The following is a 22,160-nucleotide window of genomic DNA, read 5'->3' as shown; positions in this document are numbered from 1 at the left end:
TTATTCAGCTCGTGGTAATTTGTTGGTACCTGTGGTGGAGGAAAAGACCGAATTAAGATGTCATTCCCAACCTCTCGCAGCACAGGGTGAAGCGTGGAGGTGTCGATGGCAGAGTCGACGTTGGACTCTTGGGCGGCCGAGCGGGGATGCTCTCCGAGCCGATCCGAGTTCCCTCCACCAGAGGGAACATTTCTGCTTGCTCTCACATCATCGGATTATCAGATCCGACATGACAAACACAGCTTGTCGAGGTGTTGTCGATTGGACGCAACCCCAAGAGTTCGAAGTAGACCACTACCAGACCAATGCCACGGCAAACGCCCTAGAGCAAAAAATGCTGGTCCGGCACCATACAGACCTCGTGCACGGTCGAAGTATTGGTGCTTCTAGGGTAGGTCCCCGGTCCGGGTGAAAACCATCGAGATATTCTCTATTTCGTCTCCCGCGTACCCTATTCCCACCACGGGTTCGGCACCAATGTCGAAAGTAACAGTTGTCTGCGCTCGCTGGTATAGGGGAATGTCCCACGCTTCCCCGGATGCCGGTGAGTTGTCGATTCCCGTGAAGGTGTTTGTCTGCGAATCAAAAGTACCTTGCAGGACCGTTGGTCTGCCATCATCAATTGTGATTGTCATTTTGTTCTCGTCTAGAGTGATGACCGCTTGGTGCGGGTCGAACTCAGTCACCATCGGTTCATCCCCGGGGTCGAAGGGGTGTGCAGAATAGGTCCCACGATACTGGTAGACGCCTACCACCGGAGAGTCGGATGCCTGTTGTTCGGCCTCGGGTTCTCCCGGTTGATCGGGGCTTGCCAGTTCTATTTCTAGTTGTTGTGCCAGCGCGTCGAGGACCTCCAACGCTTTGCTCAGTTCCATTACATCCACTTGGGCTATTGCCTCATCGAGGCTCTCAACCTGTTGTGGTGGAAGGCTCAGGCCAGCGGCAGCTAGGTTCGATTCGAGTTCCGCCTCCGTGTTAGCCTCCGGTAGGGGTGTGACAGTGAGGACGGGGGAGTTATCCCCAGCAAGGAGTTTGTCGAGGGCGACTTCGCCTTCCTGATAGCGTTCCATTTTGAAGCCCCAGAGGCGACCGTCAGCAAAGTAGTCCATGATGTTGCCTGAAAGGTCGGCAATCAGGCCTACGGTGTCGGTCGGGTTCGGGAAAGCGACGAAGGTAGCTCCGGACAACGGTCCCGTGGTGTCCTGCATGGAACCGAACGCGGCGGTGAGTTTATGGTCTTCGCCTAACGTTATCGCACTGGTAGTTTCCCCTATTTCCACCATCACGTCGGCGCCGTTGATCACGATTGAGGCCGCTCCGGCAAGCCCAACACCCCCGGTGGAGGCAGCGGCCGCCAGGGAACCAGCCGCTGTTGGGGCTGCCAGCGCTGCAGCTCCGCCGGCAGTGGCGATTGTGGCGCCCACAAATAACCCGACTTTCGCGACTGTCTTGGTGGCCATCGCAGCCTTGGTCATCTTGTCCCAGAACGAGGCATCTTTGGTGGCCCCAGAATGAATGATCTCTTGCGCTGCATCCAATTGGGCTTTGATGTCCTTTACGTCTTGACCCAATTGTCGAGCGAGTGTCTGCAACTTTTTAGGGCCCTTGGTCTGGTCGTACGCTTTGGTGAACTCTTCGGCCCATTGCTGTTGGTCCCCGGGCGCAGCAGGAAGGAGCTTGGGTAGCGAAGTCGCTTGGTACGCTGTCGGCTGACCCCAAAAAACATCCGACGGTGGCGCGTTTGAGCTGGCCGCATCTGAATCTGTTGAATCTGAACCAGCATTCTCCGACGGGGCTGTTGCTTCCTCTCCTACGGCCGCGTCGATGATTTGAAGGCCCTGACTGATGATTAGGTCTGCATCCGCTAGCGAAGCTAGGGCTTCGTCGATTATCGTTGCGACCTCGTCTATGTTTGGTTCCTCGGCAAAATCCACCACTAAGAACCGCTCTGTCACCAAGCGTGCGTCAACGTACTGTTGCATGGCAAGCGTTGCTGCGACGTTTGCGGCTTCGACTTCTTCGGATGGCTCTGGGTAAATAAACTGGACCGGCTCAACCACCTGCGTGTCCGTGGTGGGAATTGGGGCGCTGATGTGGGCGCGAAAGCCCAGTCCTGCGAACACGAGGCCACACACAGCCAGCACGGCCAGAACGATTTGAGCGGGCAGCAAGTTGACTGGGCGGCGTACAGATGGGGTCTGGTCGGGAGCGACTGACATGACTAGCTTCCTGCCCTTCTGATTAGCTCTATGGTTGCAACTGAGTAGACAGTGGCACCACCGACCTCGATCTCATTTGCCTGTTGGCCGTAGCCAACCATGAGCCCTTCAACATCCTGCACAACCACAGGGAAATAGGCTGGCTCGACTGTTTCCAGAATTTCGGCAGTGAGGTCAAGATAGAAAGAATCAATATCTAGATACAAGAGGAGCTCAGATCCATGCAGCTCTCCGGTCACTAGCACGTCCCCCGTAGCCACGTAACCTGGGTCTGCATCCCCGTTGATGGTTGCGGTGAGGGAACTGAGAAATGCCTCAAAGCCAGCTTCACTCTGATCTGCGGGGATGGTAAGTACGCCGGTGACCAGCTCTTCAGCCATGGGATTCCCGGCTGCGTCCTCGCTATCGAAGTACCCGCGAGTAAACGTCATATCCCACGTTCCGGCGATGTCTGAGAAGACGAAGTCTGTCTTCACGTCGGCTGTGTCACCGCCCTCGACGGGGTCAGATTCGTCCGCTTGCCCAGCCGCTGCACCACCCAGTTCTACAATTGCCGGAGGAGCAACACTGATAGTTGCGCCCTCTGTTGCGTTGGACCTGGTGAGCCAAAGCAGTGCTCCGCCCGCCCATGCCAACAAGGCAACCACACCGAGCACTACCGTGATCACAATTGGTGTAATACTCGAACGTTTCACAGCACCCACCTCCGACTTGTAGATCAACTGGCCTTATGATGATTCCGCAGTTTCGGCCCTAACTATCCTTCTCCAGAACCATCCGAGTCTCTTCCCCATCGTCAACGGATAGCTGGTTCCCTTCAACGGTGCCGATTATTTCTGCGCCGTCGTCAGTTAGCAGCTTGATGTGAGAATCGTCGATCTTTTCCCATGTAAGTGATGTGTCCGTTTCGCCGTCACTGAACGCCCCGCTGCCGTCAACCGCCAAAGTCAGGGACACGGTGAACCCGTCCTCTTGAAGTGCGGCCAACTCTTCGGAGCCAATTGCAACACCGTCCGTCTCCATTTCGACCATGATCCAGGTGCCGGGGAAGTCCACTGACTGCGACACCACGGTGTCGCCCGCTGTGTCCTCCCCGGACTGCACCGCATCACCCGATGTCTGCGAGGTCGGGGCGCCACTTGAACATGCAACAAACAGTGTGGTTCCTAGTAGTGACAGCACGGTTGTAAGTAGTTTGTGTGTCCGCGTCATGGCTCCTCCTTGAGTTGACTTATCTCAATCTTTCCGGATCACGGACAGGCAGGCAGGCGAATGAATCTAACGTTTTGATTGCGACATTCGTGGTTGTGCCGTGCTATTACGTGAGAGTCAAATTGTGGCGAGTTTTATCGGAGAGAAGGAGAGCAGTGCAATGAGAGTCCTGATACGTTGCAGCATAAACTGGGAGCGATCGCTGCGAACGAGTGTATTGGTAGGACTTTGTCTGACCCTTGCCGGAGGAGGGGTTCTTGGGGCCTGCAGTAGCGGCAAAGACTTGCAAACTCTCCCGACCAGTGGTGTCTTCGACTATCAGCTCGGAGGAGGATACTCCCCAGTTGACGGAAGGAGACCGAATGTTGTTGTCAGGGATGTGACGGACTCTCCCGAGCCTCGTGCGTACAGCATCTGCTATATCAACGGCTTCCAGACACAACCTCTCAAGGAAGCGGAGTTCGCTAACGAGTTAGTTCTCACCGATTCCTCTGGGACACCGATAACTGACCCCGATTGGCCAGATGAGCAGATTCTTGATCCTTCAACAGAAAGCCAACGTGAGGGGATACTCGCGGTTATTGGACCAAAAATAGATGCCTGTGCGGCAAAGGGTTTCGATGCAGTTGAGATCGATAACCTCGATACTTTCACCAGATTTGGACAGATTGACCGCGCCGGTACCATTGCCTTGGCAACCTCTTACGCGACTCGCGCCCATGACGCGGGTCTGGCGATTGGCCAAAAGAACACCTTGGAATTCGGTCGTATTGGCAAGGATCAAATTGGGTTTGACTTTGCTATTACTGAGTCCTGTGCGGTGTATGACGAGTGCTCCTCATACCGGGAAACCTATGGCCCGCACGTTCTGCAGATTGAGTATGACGACGAGCTCGCTGAGGCTGGGATGACGTTCGAGGACGTCTGCTCCCTGCCGAGTCGCGCGCCGTTGACGATCCTGCGTGACCATGACCTTGTGCCTTTTGGTTCGCCGAGCTACCTCTATGAGAGATGCAGTTCCTAGTGGACCGGGTCTCCCAACGCCTGGATACAGAGTCATAGAGGGCGACAGGGCGCTGCGGCTAGTCGCCAGGTGAAGAGCCTTGAAACTCGCGCGTTCGGCGCCAGACGGCGCCTCGGGATCAGACTAGGGACTCACACGAAACCAGGAGGTCAATCTTCTTCCACTGCGTTGCTTCGTCTATGGAGTTGCCCTCCTCAACTGAGGCAAAGCCACACTGGGGAGACAGCGTGACGTTGTCGCCGATGATGGCGCGGGCCTGTGCAAGGCGGGCTTCTATATCGGCGGGTGTCTCCATTGCTGGGTTCTTGGTAGAGATGAGGCCGACGACAAACGTCGTCCCAGTATCTTTGAGTACCGCCCACGGTTCGAATGATCCCGAGCGGTCATCGTCGTACTCCACGTAGAAGCGGTCAAACGGCAGTTGCGCAATGATCGGTGCGACCGAGTCGTAGAACCCTGAGAAAAGCGGGTGCCCCTTGAAGTTGCCCTTGCAGAAGTGAGTGGCGATCGTCATGTCCTCAGGCTTGTTCTCTAGCGCCAGCGTCGACACGTGGCGGAACCACTCTAGGACCGTGTCCTTGTCGTAACCCATTGCCTCAATGCGCTGGTTGAAGTTGTCGTCAATCAGGTACGTCCACGAAGTGTCGTCAATCTGCAGGAAACGGCACCCGTGATCATAAAGATCCCTGATGGCGTCCTGGTAAGCGAGGCCGATATCCTCGATGAGCAGGTCGACATCGTCACCGTAGTAGGGGACATCCCTCTTACCAAGCTGCAGATAGTTGTCGACCAGGATCATGTTCGGCCCAGAAATGCACTTCTTCGCTGCTACACCCGGATACTTGGCGGCCTCGTTAGCGAGGAACTCAAACGCCTCCACTTCTGGGTGTGAGCGATCCGAATCGTAGGAAACCTTGCCGTCTATGTACCCCAACTCAATCTCATTGCTGACCCCATTGAGCTCTTTCACAAGGTGGTGGGTTGAGAAACCATCGAACTCTTTGAGCCAGTCGAGGTGCCACCAGCGGCGGCGGAACTCTCCATCCGTCACAACAGTCAAACCATGCTCCACCTGCCGGGCCACAAGGTCAGCGATTGCGCCATCCTCAACTTCGCGCAGTTCCGCCAAGGAAATATCGTCAGCTCTGAAGGATGCACGGGCCCGCTTCACTTCCTCCGGCCTAAGGAATGACCCAACGATGTCGCATTTGGGGTTGTGCTTGCTCTTCGACATGGCGTCCTCCGTGTGATCGGCGGCGTAAGGCATAGAACGGTCTCTTCATGGCGCCGCGCATCCCAAGATACGCCCACGAGCATCGCCATGATCCCGCGTCCGTCAGTCGGCCGCGTGACCGGGGTAGCATGGCGACCATGACGTCACAACCGGAGCATTCCTTACCTTCGCGTGCGCAACTGCACCATGGTGCCCCGCGTCAACCCTGGTTCAAGAAGTTGTGGGTCTGGGTTGTCGTGGCGCTTGCGGTGGTGGCTGTGGTCACCGCGGTCGTCCTCGTCAACAATGCCCGGCAGGTCGCACCTCCGCAGAGTGGTGAGCAGTCAGGCGAAGTTGAGGAGTCAGTGGTTGATCCGCAGCAAAGTGACGAGGGCGCCCAAGTCGAAGATCCGGAGAGTAGCGGTGGGTCCGAGGGCGATTCCGCGACGACCAATGATTCAGAGGACTGTGACGCTGCCTTCGCGCAGGCCGAGTACTACGCGGGAACTCTCTACGTCAGCGAAGCAATGGCCAAGTCTCTCTTGATCAGTCCTGATGGTGATGGGTTCAGTGCAGATGCGGCATCGTGCGCGATCGAAAGACTGGATTGGGACTGGAACGCCAACGCCATTGAGAAGGCGCGGCTGCTCAGTGAGGATCCAGACCTTACTACGGAGGACATTTACGACCTGCTCACCAGTGAACACGGCGAACTCTTCACCCCCGCCCAAGCCGAGCACGCAGTAGCGCAGCTCGGGTCCCAGGGTTAGCGATCGGGCCAGTTGATGAACTCGGCCTCGGGAAGCCTGGAACGCATCACTTCGATGGCCTGTGGGTTCTGATCGACGAGGACGAATGGCCGACCCAGCTGTGAGGCTGCAACCCCGGTTGTGCCAGAGCCCGCGAAGAAGTCGAGGACGGTGTCGCCCGGACGGCTGGAGGCTTGAATGATGCGGCGCAGGATTCCCAGGGGCTTCTGGGTGGCGTAGCCCGTCTTCTCTTTGCCGGTAGGGGATACGATGGTGTGCCACCACACGTCTGTCGGTAACTTGCCGCGGGCCGCCTTCTCAGGTGTGACGAGGCCGGGAGCCATGTAGGGTTCGCGGTCGACGTCTTCAGAGTTGAAGTAGTACGAGGACGGGTCCTTGACGTAAACCAGGATTGTGTCGTGTTTTGCCGGCCATTTCTTCTTAGAGCGCGCCCCGTAGTCGTAGGCCCAGACGATCTCGTTGAGGAAGCACTCCCGCCCGAACAGGGCGTCGAGTAGGACCTTTGCGTAGTGCACCTCGCGGAAGTCGAGGTGGAGGTAGAGGGTTCCGTCCTCGGACAAGAGCCGCCAGGCTTCCTCAAGGCGGGGCTCTAGGAACTCCCAGTAGTCGACGAAACGGTCATCATAGGACGTCACCTTCTCTACGACCTGCTCGTAATGCACCCCTTTGAACCCGACGCGACCCGAGTCTGTGACCCGAGTCGAAGTTGACGTTTGGCGGGTCTGGGTGCGACCCGTGTTGAATGGCGGGTCGAGGTAGATGAGGCGAAATGCAGCATCTGGCATCTCGCGAATCACCGCGAGGTTGTCGCCCTCAATGACGACATTCCCAAGTCTGTGCACATCCATTGACTCATTTTAATCCAACCAGGCGCCGGAGCGATCGCGATCATCAAGCCGAGGGCGGAACGCTGGCGCAGAGGTAGCTAAATATGGAAATCTTGGATTAGAACTACCTAGAACTTGGAGAGAGAATGTCGAACCCGGTTTTCAACCGCATGGAAGGCCAGTGGGCTAACCAGTCGACGGCCGCAACGGCTCAGGCGACACACCCCCCTGTTTACGATCAGAAAGCATTTGAGGAGGCGCGGCGTTCGTATGAAGCGCCCTCGGCTGATGCAGTTGATATGGGACGGATGACGTACGACGACGTCATCGTTAAGACAGCCCTCAACCTGGGTGTGCTGATTGCTGCTGCTGCGGCTACGTGGTTTGTGGTGGCCTCGAACTTTAGTTTGGCAATGCCGCTCATGATGGGCGGCCTGCTGCTTGGGTTCGTCCTCGCGATGGTCAACATCTTCTCTAAGACGATTCGTCCGGGTCTGATCCTGGCCTACTCTGCACTCGAGGGCGTTGCTCTTGGCGCGCTGAGCCTGGTGACGGAAATGTGGGCCCCAGGCGTAGTTCTTCAGGCCGTGGTTGCAACATTCGCGGTCTTTGGTGTCACCCTTGCGCTATTTGCGTCGGGCAAGGTTCGCAACTCCCCAAAGATGCAGAAGTTTGCCCTGATCTCCATTATCGGTTTGATCCTCTCCCGCGTCCTCATTTGGGTACTCGGGATGATGGGTGCGCCGATCGGTGGCATCGACGGGCCCATGATCATGGGCTTCCCGCTCAGTGTTGTCCTCTCAATGTTTGCAGTGCTGATCGGGGCTATCTGCCTGATCTCTGACTTTGACCAGGTCAAAGTCGGTGTCGCTCAGGGCGCTCCCGCGAAGTACTCATGGATGTGCGCATTCGGCATGATGGTGACACTGGTGTGGCTGTACGTGGAGATTCTCAACATTCTCTCCCGTTTGCAGTCCCGCTAGAAAGACAGAAATTACCCAACCCTCCCAGGCGGTGAGGCCGCCCCGAAAGACAAGGAAAACCTTTGGAAAACGTGACAGTATCCGGCCAGTTCGGAGATAAGCCCGCAATCACATTCTCTTCGGCAGTTGCTCCGGAGGACCTGGTGGTAGAGGTACTGGAAGAGGGCTCAGGCTCCGTCGTTGAAGCAGGTGACACGATTGTCTGCAACTACCTCGGCCAAGTGTGGAACGGTAACGTCTTTGACAACTCCTACGACCGTGGGGCGCCGCTTGACTTCGCGATCGGTGTTGGAATGGTGATAGCGGGTTGGGATGACGGGCTCGTTGGTCAGAAGGTCGGTTCTCGCGTTCTTCTCTCGATCCCGTCGCACCTTGCTTACGGGCCAGCGGGCGTTCCGCAGGCCGGTATCAAGGGTGGCGACACGCTGGTCTTTGTGACCGACATTTTGGAAGCAATCAAACGCTAGGGTTCTCCACAACGCTGCGTTGCAGCACAACGCCCCACTGAGATCGCTCGGTGGGGCGTTCTTGGTTCTGTTCTCGTTAGAGCAAGCCTCGGGGGCACTCCACTCCGTTGAAACCATGGTTGCAGTAGCCGCCAGGGTTCTTCTGCAGGTAGCCCTGGTGGTAGTCCTCGGCGAGGTGGAACACCGGGGGTGGTGGTGAGTGGATTTCCGTGACGATAGGGCCGTATCCGGCCTCGATCAGCTTGGCTTCGTAGGCAGATTTAAGACGCTGTGCCACTTCGAACTGCTCGGGTGTGGTTGTCCAAACTGCACTGCGGTACTGGGTTCCACGGTCGTTTCCCTGCCGGTTCATTTGGGTTGGATCATGGTTTTCAAAGAAGACGGCAAGCAGATCATCAGTGGTTACTTCCGTGGGGTCGTAGACAACGCGAACTGTTTCAGCGTGACCCGTGAAGCCCGTGCAAACCTGCACGTATGAGGGATTCGGTGCCGCGCCACCCATGTAGCCAACAGCGGTGACTTTCACGCCGGGGGTTTCCCAGAGGAAGCGTTCCACGCCCCAGAAGCACCCGCCCGCCAAATAGATCTCAAGCAGGCCATTATCTGCAGGAAGGTTCAGTGGTGCACCGAGAACAACGTGTGGTGCTGTGGAGTTTTCCGTCATAATGGTCCTGACGTGATAGATGATGGTCAATCCAGTCTCGCACTTTCAGTACCCGCATAGCCAGCAACCAGCTAAAGGTGAACATGAGTCAAGAACCAGTGTCTAAGCAATCCGCAAATGCCTCGGATCGGAGTATCTCAGAGCAGGTTAGTGTGCCACTACGAGTTGCAGCAGCCTGGAGCTGGCGCATACTGATCGTGATCGTGACTGTCAGTGTTATCGTCTGGGGGCTGCGCTACGTGGCCAGCATCGTTGTCGCTGTTCTGGTTGCCCTCCTGTTGGCTCTCCTTTTGGCGCCGCTTCTGTCGTTCCTTCGCGGTAAACTCCACATGGGCAAGACCTCTTCGGCTGCGGTGGGTCTGGTCTCTGGGCTGATCCTTGTCACCGGGCTGATGGCTATCGCATTGGGTCAGGTTGTCGCGCAGCTACCGGCCCTGGTCTCGCAGACCCTTGGTGGTTTAGATGATTTGCTTGCCTGGGTCCAAGATGGTCCCCTCGGACTTGATTTCGCGTTCTTGGATGGCTTCTTGGAGAGCTTCCAAGATGACCTGACTTCTGTCCTGCGCAACTATGGAGGGGTAATCGCCTCTGAGGCGTGGAGTTTCGCTACGTCGGCGGTCAGTCTTGCAGCATCCGCCTTGATTGCGCTCTTCACCCTGTTCTTCATGCTCAAGGACGGCCGGTCCATGTGGATTTGGTTCCTTCGTTGCCTGCCCAAACAGTGGCGTGAACAAACAAACGAGGCCGGAATTCGCGGCTGGGTGACCCTTGGTTCATACATCCGCACCCAGCTGAAGGTTGCTGGTATCGACGCGATTGGCATTGGCCTTGGCGCCTTCGCGCTCGGTGTACCCGCAGCTATACCGATTATGGTGTTGGTGTTCTTCTTTTCCTTCATCCCGATTGTGGGTGCGTTCATTTCGGGAGCCGTGGCCGTGCTACTCGCCCTCGTCAACAATGGGGTCACTAGCGCAATCATCATGCTACTGGTGGTTCTCGCGGTTCAGCAGATTGAGAGCAATGTCCTGCAGCCCTGGTTGATGTCAAACGCAGTGTCGCTGCACCCGGTCGCAGTGGTGTTGGCGGTAACGGCCGGTAGCGCCGTTGCAGGAATCGTTGGTGCGATCTTCGCAGTTCCGCTTCTAGCCTTCATTAACGTGACGCTCATGTACCTGCACGGGCATGACATGTTCCCGGAGTTGGTGACTGACGATAACCGCCCAGGAGGGCCGCCTGGTTCACTTCAGGAGCAGATTACTGCCTCATACTGGACAGCTCGCAAAGTGAACAAGGGATCTGGAAAGAAAGGGAACGCGGACGCGGGCCGGGTCGAGATCGAACAGGCCATAGTGGCAGGGCCCGAGGTGTCTGGCGCTCCGTAACAGCTAGCGGTACCATTGCGCCCCATGCGTGAGTGAAGCCCAGGTCATGAGTAAAGCCCGCACCCCCTGCGAGAGGGGGTGCGGGCTTTACTCATGTACGTCAGCCTTGGAATGGTGAGACAGAGATTATTTCTACTGCGATCGCCTTTCCAGCGGGCGTCTCATACTTGACAGTGTCGCCGGCGGTGTGACCGATAAGCGCTTTGCCAATGGGAGCGGCTGGGGAGTACACCGACATGTTCAGTCCTTCGCCGGCATCACGAGCTCCGAGTAGGAAGGTTTCCTCAACTCCAGCAATTTTTGCAACCACGACCATACCCGGCTCGACTACGCCGTCATCAGCAGGAGTCTCTCCGACCTCGGCATCGCGCAGCAGATCTTCAAGTTGAAGAACCCGGGTCTCATTCATCGACTGCTCTTCGCGGGCAGCTTGATATCCACCATTCTCGCTGAGGTCGCCCTCACGGCGCGCGTTCTCGATAAGCCGTGCGATCTCCGGACGCTTCACATCCCTGCGTTCGTCCAGCTCGCCCTTCAATTTGTCGTACTGACCCTGGGTCAGCCAAGTCTTCTCTGCCATATGGGAGATCTTACGCTGGCGCTGGGATTGTTGTGATGTGACTCTTGAGTGAACTCACACTTAATCACGCTGTGGGTTAGCTAAGGACAGCCATGTATGCTGCCACGCACTGGCAAGCCCAGGCAAGAACTGTGAAGACATGGAAGATCTCATGGAAGCCGAACCATTCGGGCCACGGGTTGGGCTTCTTCAATGCGTAGGCAACCGCGCCCACGGTGTAAAGCACGCCGCCGACTCCGACGAGAATGACGATTGCAGGCCCCCCCTGTTGCCACATCTGCGGCAGGAACCACACGGCCGTCCAACCCAGGATCACGTAGATAAGGGTGGAGAGCCAACGTGGTGCGGAGGGCCAGAGGAGGTTGATGCTGATTCCGAGTAGAGCGCCGATCCACACGACGCAGAGAAGAACGACCCTGCTATTGCCTGTAAGGGTGCCAACGGTGATGGGCGTGTAGGTGCCAGCAATGAGAAGGAAGATATTGGAGTGATCAAGGCGCTTCAGAACCCGCTCAAACTTCGGCTTCCAGTAGAAGAGGTGGTAGAGCGCAGAGACTCCGAAGAGGATGAAGGAGGATGCCAAGTAAACGGCTGAGGCCCATTTCAAACCGGTGGTCGGGGCTAGGACCACAAGCACGATGGAGGCTGCTAGTGAAAGCGGCGCAGCAATGAAGTGGACCCATCCGCGCAGCTTAGGTTTGCGAACAATGGGGTTTCCTGGAATCCAGGAGACTGGCTGTCTTGAAGCGACTGGCATTTGATTCCTCTCCGGTTCACAAGGCTACCGCATCCGCTGTGGCATAATTGCCTGCCCGGGACTACCCGCATTTGCGGGCGCACGGCTCACTAAATTGCGTGAAGATTCAACCGCGTTCTGTAGAGTAATCTCATCGACTGAAAGTTGTGGCCATGCAAGCAAATCTTCTCTATGAGGTCTACGAGTTCCGCTTGCAACGCTCCTTGGATCCCGGGGTCCTTCCTCGGCACATCGGGGTGATCCTCGACGGGAATCGTCGTTGGGCTAAGGCCTTCGGTTCCCCTGCTTCGGAGGGACACAGGGCGGGCGCCGACAAAGTGCTGGACTTCTTGCAGTGGGCTGACGAAGTCAAGACAGAGGTAGTAACGCTGTGGCTACTATCCACCGACAACCTCTCAAGAGAACCCCAAGAGATAAACGAGCTGCTAGAAATTATCAGGCAGCTGGTCGGTCATTTGGTTGAGTCCGGGAACTATCGGGTGAAGATTGTGGGAGACATGACGCAGCTGTCACCCGAGTTTGTGGAGGACGTGGGGCGCGAAGCAGCGAAAACATCTGGGCTCAGTGACGCAATGCAAGTGAACATCGCCGTGGGGTATGGCGGCAGGCAGGAACTTGTCGATGCAGTGCGGGGCGTTCTGAAGGATGCCGCCGATGAAGGTCGGTCTATCGAGGATGTAGCGAGCACCCTCAGTGTCGATGACATTACTGAGCACCTGTACACCCGGGGTCAGCCAGACCCGGAACTGATCATTCGCACATCGGGAGAACAGCGTCTTTCAGGGTTCCTTCTCTGGCAGTCCGCCCATTCTGAGTATTACTTCTGCGAGACCTTCTGGCCCGACTTCCGTAAAGTTGACTTCCTTCGCGCACTCAGGTCGTTCTCACAGAGGGAGCGACGCCTCGGCAAGTAAGCGCCTGCACCCCCTCGGCTATCTCCCTAGTTCGCTAGCCCAGGGAGGATTGGCTCCGCGCCGCTGAACGACGATATCCGCAACCTCACTGGCATCGCTGAGAATCTCGCGGAGGACATCGTCGCCGATGAGGGCAAGTTGAGATGCTGCGTGTGCGCCACGGAAGCCCCTGCGCCACAGGGTATCGATCAGTCCACCCATGAATGTGTCACCTGCGCCGACAGTGTCCACAACCTTTACCTTGGCAGGTGTGAATTCCACCTTGGAACTGGTTGGCGTCCATGCGATCGGGCCCTGCTTGCCCCGAGTGATGACAAGGAGGGTTACCCCGAGCTCATCAGTCCAGGTTTGGGCTGATGCAACAGGGTCAGCTCCTTCGTAGAGCCACTCCAAGTCCTCATCAGAGACCTTCACGACATCCGCTTCGCGGACGAAATCTTCAACAATTGTTCGCGCCTGACTCACTTCACCCATGAGGGTGGGGCGCGCGTTGGGGTCATACGTGGTTAGTGCCTGCACGTGAGCACGTTTGAAGGCATCCAGAACCGTTGATGCGCCCGGCTGGAGCACCGCACCAATCGAACCCGTATGGGCTATCTTCGCAGTCTCAGGAATCGCGATTGGAGAGAGCGGAGCCCACTCAAGATTGAAGGTGTAGGTGGCAGCGCCCGAAGCATCAAGGTGGGCCTGTGCAGTAGGGGTGAAAGCAGCCTGGTCCGAGCCAGGCATAATGCGAACGTTTGAGGCCGCCAAATGCTCCGCAATCATGGTCCCGTAGTCGTCGCGACCAAACCAGGCAACCAGGTCAACATCCACGCCCAGGCGACTGAGAGCTAAAGCGACGTTAGCGGGTGAACCGCCTGGAACAGCAGTTACATTGCTTGAGTCACTTCCAGCCTTGATAACCAGGTCAACCAGGGCTTCACCCATGACCAATACGGAGTCGGTACCGGTGGCCTTCATTTCATTCCCCTTCTGCGGTCTGCGTCGACACTCTAGAGTGAACCTGCCACAGTCCCGTTCGCTGACTGATCCTCAATCTGCTTCGCCGCACTCTCAAGGATTGAGCGGCATCGAGATGCAAGAGCTTCCCCCCGTTGCCACAACTCTAGTGTCTGTTCTAGTGGGACAGAGCCAGCTTCGAGCTGTTGAACAATGTTCCACAGCTCCGCCTTTGCCGCCTCATAGTTCATGGTGGCTGGGTCCGCTAGCGTGGAACCGCCATTTGCGGGTGCTGGTTCGTTCTTTGCGTTCACCGTGATTCCCCTTCTGTTGAAGACTGACTTGGTTGTGGGTCCGTTACGAATGATCCCTTGGGGTTCACCCCAACAATGTTTGCCACAAACGTTCCTTCGGAAAGCATGCCCTCTATGAGTGAGCCTGCCTTGATCTCACCAGTAGTGCGGAGGATAGTCTTCGAAGGCGTTCGCAGAATCGAATATCCCCTGGCCAAAGTGGCGGTGGGAGACAGCGTGTTGAGCATGGCCTGTAGTTGCGCGACCTCAGCCTGCTGCGCGGACAGTGTTCTTGAGACCCCCCCGCGCATCCGGAGCATCGCCTGTTCCAGGCTTGATGCCTGCTGTTCAAGTGCAGCAGTGGGCCTTTGAAGAATAGGGCGTGAGGTAAGTAGGTTAAGGCTTTCAGCTTCCCGGGCAAGCACGCGGCTTGTCGCCGCAACCAGTCGGGTATGCAGATGGGAAACCCCGCTGAGTTCTTCCCGAAAGTCCGGGACCACACGCCTAGCTGCATCTGTCGGCGTGGAGGCACGATAGTCGGCAACCAGGTCCAGAAGCGGCGCATCGCCCTCGTGACCAATGGCTGACACGATTGGTGTCGCAGCACCTGCCGCGGCGCGGACCATGCGTTCGTCAGAGAACGGCAACAGATCCTCAACCGACCCGCCACCTCTAGCAATAATGATGACGTCCACGTCCGGGACCGCATCAAGTTCGGTGAGCGCCGCCGTGACCTGTTCAACCGCGTACTGGCCCTGAACCGCGACTTCCCGAATCACAAACTGGGCAGTCGGCCACCGCAGCCGTGCATTTTCAAGAACGTCCTCCTTGGCCTTCGCATCCCTGCCGCAAATCAGACCTATCCTGCGCGGAATGAATGGGAGCGGATGCTTACGCTGCGCCGCAAACAGCCCTTCCCTCGCTAACTGGGCGCGCAACCTTTCGATCTGGGCAAGCAGTGAACCCAACCCCTGGAGACGGATTTCCTTTGCCTGCAGGGAGAGGGAGCCGCGCTGTTCCCAGAAAGACGGTTTGACGCGCACAACTACCCGTGCTCCTTCAGCAAACCCCTCCCCAGCGTCTGCAACCGCACTACCGAATGCGGTAACGCGCATTGAGACGTCCTCATCGACATCACGCAGGGTAAAAAACGACATGCGTGTTGACCCCCGCGGGCTGTACTCAACAACCTGTCCCTCTACCCACATCTCAGACATGCGGTCGATGTAGCCGCGGATATTGCTGGTGAGGAGTTTCAGGGGCCACGGATTTTCCGCCGTGGTCATGGCAGCCTTTAGTGCCAAGCCTTGGTTCTGATGCGGGTTCGTAGTCATGATGACAGTCTCCCACGGGCCTCCGACACTATGCCCCCCGGCTTGTTTTCAGTTGATCATTCCGTCCCGAAGCGCCGCAGCAAATGCCGGTGCGACAGGCAGCCTTGGCAGCAAAACCATCTGGGCCGCGTGGTAGACATCGGGTTTGCCCGCCCAGGTTCCCCCCGCCTTTTGATTGCTCGGATCCAGTTCGTGGGTCCACCTACCCGGAGCCTCGATGAAGGAAGGCTTTGCGTAGTTCCACCATTCATCGACCCGCTGCCTCGCTGCCTGGGCGCTGGCGTGTTCCCCAAGTTCCTCGGCTACCGCGGCAGCAACCGTCGCCTGACCGATTGCTTCACAGACCACCCAGTGCATGCGTGCCCGCACCACTGGAACACCTTCGAAAGTGGTGGTGTAGACAAAGCCCGGCTCCCCATCGACTTCCCATCCGTCAGCAACGGCAGTCCGCGCAAGCTCTTCAGCGCCCTCGAGCAACCATTCCTCCTCGGGAAGGTCCCGCAGCGCCCGGGAACCCCGCGTTGCCAGCATCAACCTGGAGAACTCCAGCCCGTGCCCGGGTGTCACGCCGTAGGGGCGGAACGGGTGAGCCGGTTCATCGACGTTGTAGTCGGGATCAACCTGCCAGTCGGCCGTGTAGTGTTCCGGAATGCGCCAGCTGTTTTCACCGGCCCGGTCGTAGGCAAACTTGAGGATGCGGGTTGCGCGCTCCACCAACTGCGGGTCGCCGAGGACGTCCCCCGCAGCCACCAGCGCTTCAACAGTGTGCATGTTGGCGTTGATGCCGCGGTAGTCTTCACATTCCGTGAAGGAACGATCCCAGGATTCGGCCACCAACCCCGTTTCCGGGTCGAGCCAGTGCTCTTCCTGCTGGGCGAGGGCGTCCTCCAGAAGAGGCCCAGCGTCGTGATTTCCAGCAGCAAGAGCCGAAGCGGCAGCGAGGATCACGAACGCCTGTGCGTACGCTTCCTTTCTGTCATTGACAGGCACCCCGTTTCCGTCCTCGGCCGCAGTTGCCATGATCGACGAGTACCATCCGCCATAAACAGGGTCGTGGAAGTACTTCTTCAGGGAGTTCACCCCGTGCGCGACGAGTTCCTCGGTGCCAGGTATCCCGTACATTTGTGCGAGGGCGAAGACATGCGTCATCCTGGCCGAAATCCACAGCTCAACGGGGCGTTCGAGGTCGACTTCCCCTTTAGCATCCATTGTTGCGAACCCGGTTGGGACCCGCGAACCTCTCGCAAAGTCAACGAGGGCGCGAAACTCAGCATCCAGTTCGGTGCTTTCCACTGCTAACTCCTTTGTTGTATGCGGTGCCTTGTAGAGATGATGGTGATTACCCTGCTGTTAGTCCCGTGATCGCAGCAATTATGTCCTCGTAGGAGGCGTCTGCTGAGTTGAATCTTCCGACAATTCGTCCGTGGCGTAGTACGAGTATCCGGTCTGCAACGGCCCGTACATCCGGCAGGTTGTGACTGATAAAGACTACCCCCTTGCCCATCGCGCGCAGACCTTCAATATGGTTCAGTACCTCAGCAGACTGGGCGACCGAAAGCGAAGCGGTTGGTTCATCCAGAACCAGGAGCCGTGGGTTTGTCACCAGGGTCCGTGCGATGGCCACGCACTGCCTCTGCCCTCCGGAAAGGGTGTAGAGAGGCGCGCGGACGTCCGGGATACGTCCTCCGAGTTCGTCGAGGTACTCCCGTGCCAAGGTTTCCATCCTCCTCTCTGCAAGAAGACGAGTACCGTCGTGGAGCTCGCGGCCCAGGAAGATATTCGCCGTGACGTCGAGGTTTTCACATAGGGCGAGGTCCTGGAAGACAGTTGCGACGCCGAGTTCAAGGGCCTCGTGCGCCGAGCAAATCTGCACTTCTTCTCCGCAGAGTCGAATGACACCCGAACTCTGCTCGTAGGCTCCGGAAATGATGCGTGCAATGGTCGATTTTCCAGCCGCGTTATCACCAACCAGGGCAACAACCTCATGTTCATAAACGTCAAATGAGACGTCCGTGATTGCATTCACGGCTCCAAAGCTCTTGCTTAGGTTCTCAACGCTGAGAACGATTCCTGACTTTGTCATTGCACCTCATCTCCATGAGTAGAGTCTTCAACTGCAGTCGTTCCTGCCGACGCGGCTGCCTGGGCCGCTCGGTTCGCAAGAATAAGGGCGCCCATGAGCTCCGCGTTTCCGCCCAGAGCCACCTTCTCCACCGAGATCGCGTCACGGAGGAGTGGGCGGGAAGCCAATGCGGTCCGGATGGGGTCAAGGAACATGTCGCCGGCCTTGACAAGCTCGCCGCCGACCACAATTTTCGAAGGTTCGAAGAGTATGGCGAAGTCTGCGAGGACTCCACCGACCTGCGCTGCGGCATCGACAATAACCTGTCGGCAGCCGGGGTCATCATCCATGGCAAAGTTGATCATATCGGAGAGGGAAAGCTCCCCTCGATTGAGTCGAAGGAGATCAACCAGGGCCTCTGCGCCAACCACGGTGTTGAGACACCCTCTACCCCCGCAGCGACAGATGAGCCCAGTGGGTTCTATCTGGACATGTCCAATCTCTCCAGCGGTTCCGTGCGCTCCCCTGTGTACCTCACCATTGATCTTGATTGCGGCACCCGTGGCGTACGAGGCTCTCAGGTACATCGCATTAGATACGCCACGCAGACTCCCAAAGCGACTCTCAGCGAGTAGGGCAGCATTCGCGTCATTGTCAACGAGGACGGAGCGGTTCAATCGCTTACTGAGGACCTCACCCATGGCGATGTTGTCCCATCCCGGAAGTATCCCGGGGACGGCAATCATCTCGGAGGTGGGGTCGATCGGTGCGGGCACGGCAACCCCAGCAGCCAGCAAATCTGTTGGGTGCGCCCCCATACGGTCAAGCAGTTCTGCGACGAGAATCGCTGCCCTATCCAAGGTGGTGTCCGGCCGGTGATCCACTGGAAGGGGTAGGGAGATCTTCTCTTGAATCTCTAGTGTCGAGTCGGCAATCGCCACGGCCATTCCCCGCCGCCCGATTTGCAAACCAGCTACCAACCCGCTATGACGAGCCAGGGAGACGCTCTGAGCACGCCGCCCCGAGCGGATGGTGTTCCTCGCTTCGAGGATTCCACTTTTGACAAGACGCTTGACGATGTTTGACACGGAGGCTTGGGACAAACCTGTGGACGCGGCAAGCTCAACTTGAGTTAGCTGGCCATATTTTCTGACAGCCTCAAGAACGCGCGCTGCATTTGCTTCACGAAGTGAAGACTGAGAGCCCGGTCCTGTAGTCACGGCCTGATCTTACCAGTTTCTCCTTCATCAACCCGTTCGTTTGCCGGGAAGGTGTCTCCCCACTATGTCTTTATATCGTGAAGATAAGATATCGTGTGACTCAAGTGTGGGAGCCTTCCGATAGCAGGGAAAACCCTCTCTAGAACGACGAAGTTCGTGTATGCGGAAGGTAACAGTCTGGTAACAGATTGACTTTTAGAAGTGAAGACTAAGCGGTGAGGTATATCGTTTCAGGCGGGACAAATGGTCCCATCCACTCAAAGAAGCGTTGGAGGATGCATGGCACAGAAGCCGCCCCCAATCCTGGAGATGCGTGGCATTGTCAAGGAGTTCCCGGGCGTTCGCGCCCTCGACGATGTGACCATGACCGTGCGTCGCGGGGACATTCATTCAATATGTGGAGAGAACGGAGCTGGCAAGTCAACCCTTATGAAGGTCCTTTCGGGGGTCTGGCCTTCGGGGACCTATGAGGGGGAGATCTTTTTTGATGGTGGTCTCGTAGAGTTCTCCAACATCAAGGCCTCCGAGCATGCTGGAATCGTCATCATCCACCAGGAGTTGGCACTCATTCCTGAACTCTCCGTGACAGAGAACGTCTTCCTGGGATCGGAGATCATCAACCGGGGCCTAATCGACTGGGATGAGCAGCGGAAGGTCACTAGGGACCTGCTCGCCCGTGTGGGGCTGGCGATTGACCCGAACACCCCGATTAAGAACCTAGGTGTTGGGCAGCAGCAGCTGGTTGAGATCGCCAAAGCACTGGCCAAAGATGTGAAGCTGTTGATCTTCGACGAGCCGACCTCGGCGCTCAATGAAGAAGACTCTGCCAACCTGCTGGATCTGATGCGTAGTTTGAAAGCCAAGGGCATCACCTGCATCATGATCTCCCACAAACTCAATGAGATTGCTGCTATCTCGGATGCGGTCACAGTCATCCGCGATGGCAAGACAGTTGAAACGTATGATGTTGTTGCTGGAAAAGTGGATGAGGATCGCATCATTCGTTCGATGGTGGGACGCTCTCTTGACAACCGGTATCCTGACCACTTTTCACGTCCAGGGGAGACCATGTTTGAGGTCAAGAACTGGAGTGTTGAGCACGCGACGATTCCGGATCGCCTGGCGGTAAATGATGCTTCCTTCAAGGTTAGTAAGGGTGAAGTAGTCGGGTTTGCGGGGCTCATGGGAGCCGGTCGCACCGAACTAGCGCGGTCGCTGTTTGGCCGGACCTATGGGCAGTACCTGGGTGGTGAGCTGCTGATCAACGGAGAGAAGAAGAACCTTACGAACGTCCAAGGGGCCATCAATGCCGGTCTCGCCTATGTTCCTGAGGACCGGAAGACGCTGGGTCTTAACCTCTTGGACTCCATCCAGCGGACCATTGTCAGTGCCAACCTGAAGGCCATCATCAAAGGCGGCTTGCTGGATCTGTCGGAGGAGACCTCGGTAGCCGAGAAGTACCGCAAGGACCTCCAGATCAAGACGTCATCGGTGCGTGACGGGGTCACGACGCTTTCCGGTGGAAACCAGCAGAAGGTCGTGCTCGGAAAGTGGCTCTACCCAGACCCCGAAGTGCTCCTGCTGGATGAACCGACAAGAGGTATCGATGTCGGCGCAAAGTTTGAGATCTACAGGCTCATATTCCAGCTGGCAGACGAGGGGCGAGCGGTCATCGTCATTTCCTCGGAGCTGCCGGAACTACTGGGGATCTGCGATCGGATCTATACGATCTGTGAAGGCAGAATTACCGGCGTTGTAGATGCCAAAGTAACTAGTCAAGAGGAGTTGATGCGCCTCATGACGCTATCGTCCTCGACAACAAGAGAGACCGACGCTGAACTCGTGGGCGCGGTTGCCACGAATACCCAGATTACCGATTGAGACGACAGGACTCACAAAATGAACAAACTTAAGGAAGTGTTCGGGGGCAACATACAGCAGTACACCATGATCATTGCTCTGGTTGCTCTGGTTGCTATCTTCCAAGTCATGTCTGGAGGGCGCATGCTTACGCCCTCGAACATGCAAAACCTGATCTCTGGTAATGCCTACGTTCTGATTTTGGCAATTGGCATGGTCATGGTGATCGTGATCGGGCAGATCGACTTGTCAGTTGGTTCCGTCGCGGGCCTGGTTGGCATGGTTGTAGCGCTATCCATTCAAAGCCTGGGGATTCCATGGTGGCTTGGAATGCTGGTTGGTATTGCCGTTGGAATCCTCATCGGCTCCTGGCAAGGATTCTGGCTCGCTCAGATGGGTATTCCGGGGTTCATTACGACTCTTGCGGGTCTACTCATGTTCCGCGGGGTGGTCATCTGGATCTCGGGCTCAATCTCGGTTCCAGTACCGCGTGAGTTCGCGACTCTTGGTGCGGGGTACCTGCCGGAATGGGGACCAAACACGGGGTTTAACAACTCCACACTGCTACTGGGCATCTTGGGTATCGCCTACTTCACCTGGGCCCAGTTCAGGAAGTTTGCGAAGGCGCAGAAGCGCGGCGAGAACATGCCGATCTGGGCGCCAATCTCACGCTCCGTCCTCATCGCACTTATCATCGGATACTTGACGTACTTGTTCGGTACCGGTCGCCCCGGCACATCGTTCCCAATTCCGGGTCTGATCCTGCTCGCGCTGGTGATCATTTACCACATCATCACTCAACGTACCGCTTTCGGACGGCACATCTACGCGGTGGGTGGGAACCGAGCAGCGGCTGCCCTGTCCGGTGTGAACACCAAACGCACCTACTTCTTGGTCATGGTGAACATGTCCTTCCTTGCCGCCATTGCCGGAATCCTCTTCGTAGGTCGCGCTACCTCGGCAGGTCCTAATGATGGCAACAGCTGGGAGCTTGACGCGATTGCCGCTGTGTTTATTGGTGGTGCGGCTGTCTCGGGCGGTATCGGTACGGTTTTCGGCTCTATGATCGGTGGCCTGGTGATGGCAACACTGAACAATGGGCTGATGCTCCTCGGTGTTGGTCAAGATCGCACAGCAGTTATCAAAGGCCTGGTGTTGCTTGCAGCAGTTGCCTTCGATGTCTACAACAAGCAACAGGGCCGCCCATCGATAATCGGCAGACTTATGCGCTTCTCGTCGAAAGACGGCGACGGGGAGAAGGGAATAGAAGACGTGATGGTGTCACTCGAGCCTGCCAATGCGGGGCCTGAGAGTGATGCACAGACCGATCCCAACCGTCCGATCCCAACCGAATGATCACTAAGAACCTGAACGCGGCCGCCGGCTGATTCGTTCAAAGCATGAAATGGGCTTCTGGAAGGAAGCCGTGAAAGGAAA

The 22,160-nt window shown here is 57.1% G+C and carries 22 protein-coding genes; 8 read left to right on the top strand and 14 right to left on the bottom strand.

What is annotated here, in order from left to right; translation table 11 throughout:
* Positions 1–386: 386 nt before the first annotated feature.
* The 3 genes from IDL90_RS09515 to IDL90_RS09505 are packed head-to-tail and all read right to left on the bottom strand — an operon-like array spanning position 387 to position 3,431.
* Positions 387–2,219 carry a hypothetical protein gene (locus IDL90_RS09515; RefSeq protein WP_187994355.1) on the bottom strand — a complete coding sequence of 611 codons (1,833 nt, stop codon included), beginning with the start codon at positions 2,217–2,219 and terminating at the stop codon, positions 387–389.
* A 2-nt stretch (positions 2,220–2,221) separates the two neighbouring features.
* A complete protein-coding gene (locus IDL90_RS09510; protein WP_187994354.1) occupies positions 2,222–2,914 on the bottom strand; it encodes a hypothetical protein in 693 nt (230 codons plus the stop codon).
* Positions 2,915–2,972: 58 nt separating this feature from the next.
* On the bottom strand, positions 2,973–3,431 hold the full coding sequence (locus tag IDL90_RS09505) for a hypothetical protein (protein WP_187994353.1): 459 nt from the start codon (positions 3,429–3,431) through the stop codon (positions 2,973–2,975).
* Positions 3,432–3,591: 160 nt separating this feature from the next.
* On the opposite strand from IDL90_RS09505, the gene IDL90_RS09500 reads away from it, so the two are divergent.
* Positions 3,592–4,455 carry an endo alpha-1,4 polygalactosaminidase gene (locus IDL90_RS09500; RefSeq protein ID WP_187994352.1) on the top strand — a complete coding sequence of 288 codons (864 nt, stop codon included), beginning with the start codon at positions 3,592–3,594 and terminating at the stop codon, positions 4,453–4,455.
* Positions 4,456–4,573: 118 nt separating this feature from the next.
* Here IDL90_RS09500 and IDL90_RS09495 read toward each other — a convergent pair whose 3' ends face one another.
* Entirely contained in the window at positions 4,574–5,689 is a 1,116-nt protein-coding gene (locus tag IDL90_RS09495; protein ID WP_187994351.1) for a methionine synthase, read from the bottom strand.
* A gap of 137 nt (positions 5,690–5,826) precedes the next feature.
* Here IDL90_RS09495 and IDL90_RS09490 point away from each other — a divergent pair, with 137 nt between their 5' ends.
* Positions 5,827–6,438, top strand: a complete 612-nt coding sequence (locus IDL90_RS09490; protein ID WP_187994350.1) for an Ltp family lipoprotein — start codon at positions 5,827–5,829, stop codon at positions 6,436–6,438.
* On the opposite strand, the gene IDL90_RS09485 is transcribed toward IDL90_RS09490, so the two are convergent.
* Positions 6,435–7,286, bottom strand: a complete 852-nt coding sequence (locus IDL90_RS09485; RefSeq protein WP_187994349.1) for a site-specific DNA-methyltransferase — start codon at positions 7,284–7,286, stop codon at positions 6,435–6,437. The two genes, IDL90_RS09490 and IDL90_RS09485, sit on opposite strands and share 4 nt — an antisense overlap.
* A gap of 125 nt (positions 7,287–7,411) precedes the next feature.
* Here IDL90_RS09485 and IDL90_RS09480 point away from each other — a divergent pair, with 125 nt between their 5' ends.
* On the top strand, positions 7,412–8,248 hold the full coding sequence (locus IDL90_RS09480) for a Bax inhibitor-1/YccA family protein (RefSeq protein WP_187994348.1): 837 nt from the start codon (positions 7,412–7,414) through the stop codon (positions 8,246–8,248).
* 62 nt (positions 8,249–8,310) lie between these two features.
* Complete coding sequence (locus IDL90_RS09475) at positions 8,311–8,715, top strand: FKBP-type peptidyl-prolyl cis-trans isomerase (RefSeq protein WP_187994347.1); 405 nt, start codon at positions 8,311–8,313, stop codon at positions 8,713–8,715.
* 76 nt (positions 8,716–8,791) lie between these two features.
* Here IDL90_RS09475 and msrA read toward each other — a convergent pair whose 3' ends face one another.
* Positions 8,792–9,379, bottom strand: coding sequence for a peptide-methionine (S)-S-oxide reductase MsrA (msrA, locus tag IDL90_RS09470; RefSeq protein ID WP_187994346.1), 588 nt, complete (start codon positions 9,377–9,379; stop codon positions 8,792–8,794).
* An 83-nt stretch (positions 9,380–9,462) separates the two neighbouring features.
* Between msrA and IDL90_RS09465 the strand changes: the two genes are divergently transcribed.
* Positions 9,463–10,761 (top strand): AI-2E family transporter, encoded by a 1,299-nt coding sequence (locus IDL90_RS09465; protein WP_187994345.1) that lies wholly within the window; start codon positions 9,463–9,465, stop codon positions 10,759–10,761.
* Between the two features lie 100 nt (positions 10,762–10,861).
* Here IDL90_RS09465 and greA read toward each other — a convergent pair whose 3' ends face one another.
* Positions 10,862–11,341, bottom strand: a complete 480-nt coding sequence (gene greA / locus IDL90_RS09460) for a transcription elongation factor GreA (protein ID WP_187994344.1) — start codon at positions 11,339–11,341, stop codon at positions 10,862–10,864.
* 76 nt (positions 11,342–11,417) lie between these two features.
* Positions 11,418–12,098: a hemolysin III family protein gene (locus tag IDL90_RS09455; protein WP_187994343.1), complete on the bottom strand. Its 681-nt coding sequence runs from the start codon at positions 12,096–12,098 to the stop codon at positions 11,418–11,420.
* 152 nt (positions 12,099–12,250) lie between these two features.
* Between IDL90_RS09455 and uppS the strand changes: the two genes are divergently transcribed.
* Positions 12,251–13,012 (top strand): polyprenyl diphosphate synthase, encoded by a 762-nt coding sequence (uppS, locus tag IDL90_RS09450; protein WP_187994342.1) that lies wholly within the window; start codon positions 12,251–12,253, stop codon positions 13,010–13,012.
* Between the two features lie 18 nt (positions 13,013–13,030).
* Here uppS and IDL90_RS09445 read toward each other — a convergent pair whose 3' ends face one another.
* From IDL90_RS09445 to IDL90_RS09420, 6 genes are read right to left on the bottom strand one after another with little or no spacing between them, the layout of a single operon-like run.
* A complete protein-coding gene (locus IDL90_RS09445) occupies positions 13,031–13,975 on the bottom strand; it encodes a carbohydrate kinase (RefSeq protein WP_187994341.1) in 945 nt (314 codons plus the stop codon).
* A gap of 32 nt (positions 13,976–14,007) precedes the next feature.
* The gene (locus IDL90_RS09440; RefSeq protein WP_316930272.1) at positions 14,008–14,268 is read right to left on the bottom strand and encodes an exodeoxyribonuclease VII small subunit; all 261 of its coding nucleotides are present in this window, start codon (positions 14,266–14,268) and stop codon (positions 14,008–14,010) included.
* Positions 14,265–15,581, bottom strand: a complete 1,317-nt coding sequence (gene xseA / locus IDL90_RS09435) for an exodeoxyribonuclease VII large subunit (RefSeq protein ID WP_187994340.1) — start codon at positions 15,579–15,581, stop codon at positions 14,265–14,267. The genes IDL90_RS09440 and xseA overlap by 4 nt, the downstream gene beginning before the upstream one ends.
* Before the next feature lie 48 nt (positions 15,582–15,629).
* Positions 15,630–16,874, bottom strand: coding sequence for an AGE family epimerase/isomerase (locus IDL90_RS09430; RefSeq protein WP_316930271.1), 1,245 nt, complete (start codon positions 16,872–16,874; stop codon positions 15,630–15,632).
* Between the two features lie 46 nt (positions 16,875–16,920).
* Positions 16,921–17,664: an ATP-binding cassette domain-containing protein gene (locus IDL90_RS09425; RefSeq protein WP_182141952.1), complete on the bottom strand. Its 744-nt coding sequence runs from the start codon at positions 17,662–17,664 to the stop codon at positions 16,921–16,923.
* Positions 17,661–18,863 carry an ROK family transcriptional regulator gene (locus tag IDL90_RS09420; RefSeq protein ID WP_182141953.1) on the bottom strand — a complete coding sequence of 401 codons (1,203 nt, stop codon included), beginning with the start codon at positions 18,861–18,863 and terminating at the stop codon, positions 17,661–17,663. Before IDL90_RS09420 ends, IDL90_RS09425 begins: the two co-directional genes overlap by 4 nt.
* Positions 18,864–19,142: 279 nt before the next feature.
* On the opposite strand from IDL90_RS09420, the gene IDL90_RS09415 reads away from it, so the two are divergent.
* On the top strand, positions 19,143–20,744 hold the full coding sequence (locus tag IDL90_RS09415; RefSeq protein WP_182141954.1) for a sugar ABC transporter ATP-binding protein: 1,602 nt from the start codon (positions 19,143–19,145) through the stop codon (positions 20,742–20,744).
* 18 nt (positions 20,745–20,762) lie between these two features.
* The gene (locus IDL90_RS09410) at positions 20,763–22,079 is read left to right on the top strand and encodes an ABC transporter permease subunit (protein WP_182141955.1); all 1,317 of its coding nucleotides are present in this window, start codon (positions 20,763–20,765) and stop codon (positions 22,077–22,079) included.
* Positions 22,080–22,160: the final 81 nt, after the last annotated feature.

The sequence above is a fragment of the Schaalia sp. JY-X159 genome (assembly GCF_014525425.1).
GTDB lineage: Bacteria > Actinomycetota > Actinomycetes > Actinomycetales > Actinomycetaceae > Scrofimicrobium.
The sequence above is the reverse complement of the archived record's forward strand: the minus strand, read 5'-3'. Positions and strand labels throughout refer to the sequence as shown.

Excerpts from the sequence above, each read along its gene's own strand:
- IDL90_RS09415 (WP_182141954.1), top strand. The coding sequence starts at position 19,143 with ATGGCACAGAAGCCGCCCCCAATCCTGGAGATGCGTGGCATTGTCAAG.
- IDL90_RS09500 (WP_187994352.1), top strand. The coding sequence starts at position 3,592 with ATGAGAGTCCTGATACGTTGCAGCATAAACTGGGAGCGATCGCTGCGA.
- IDL90_RS09465 (WP_187994345.1), top strand. The coding sequence starts at position 9,463 with ATGAGTCAAGAACCAGTGTCTAAGCAATCCGCAAATGCCTCGGATCGG.
- IDL90_RS09495 (WP_187994351.1), bottom strand. The coding sequence starts at position 5,689 with ATGTCGAAGAGCAAGCACAACCCCAAATGCGACATCGTTGGGTCATTC.
- IDL90_RS09480 (WP_187994348.1), top strand. The coding sequence starts at position 7,412 with ATGTCGAACCCGGTTTTCAACCGCATGGAAGGCCAGTGGGCTAACCAG.
- greA (WP_187994344.1), bottom strand. The coding sequence starts at position 11,341 with ATGGCAGAGAAGACTTGGCTGACCCAGGGTCAGTACGACAAATTGAAG.
- xseA (WP_187994340.1), bottom strand. The coding sequence starts at position 15,581 with ATGACTACGAACCCGCATCAGAACCAAGGCTTGGCACTAAAGGCTGCC.
- uppS (WP_187994342.1), top strand. The coding sequence starts at position 12,251 with ATGCAAGCAAATCTTCTCTATGAGGTCTACGAGTTCCGCTTGCAACGC.
- IDL90_RS09505 (WP_187994353.1), bottom strand. The coding sequence starts at position 3,431 with ATGACGCGGACACACAAACTACTTACAACCGTGCTGTCACTACTAGGA.
- IDL90_RS09490 (WP_187994350.1), top strand. The coding sequence starts at position 5,827 with ATGACGTCACAACCGGAGCATTCCTTACCTTCGCGTGCGCAACTGCAC.
- IDL90_RS09425 (WP_182141952.1), bottom strand. The coding sequence starts at position 17,664 with ATGACAAAGTCAGGAATCGTTCTCAGCGTTGAGAACCTAAGCAAGAGC.
- msrA (WP_187994346.1), bottom strand. The coding sequence starts at position 9,379 with ATGACGGAAAACTCCACAGCACCACACGTTGTTCTCGGTGCACCACTG.
- IDL90_RS09485 (WP_187994349.1), bottom strand. The coding sequence starts at position 7,286 with ATGGATGTGCACAGACTTGGGAATGTCGTCATTGAGGGCGACAACCTC.
- IDL90_RS09515 (WP_187994355.1), bottom strand. The coding sequence starts at position 2,219 with ATGTCAGTCGCTCCCGACCAGACCCCATCTGTACGCCGCCCAGTCAAC.
- IDL90_RS09410 (WP_182141955.1), top strand. The coding sequence starts at position 20,763 with ATGAACAAACTTAAGGAAGTGTTCGGGGGCAACATACAGCAGTACACC.
- IDL90_RS09455 (WP_187994343.1), bottom strand. The coding sequence starts at position 12,098 with ATGCCAGTCGCTTCAAGACAGCCAGTCTCCTGGATTCCAGGAAACCCC.
- IDL90_RS09445 (WP_187994341.1), bottom strand. The coding sequence starts at position 13,975 with ATGAAGGCCACCGGTACCGACTCCGTATTGGTCATGGGTGAAGCCCTG.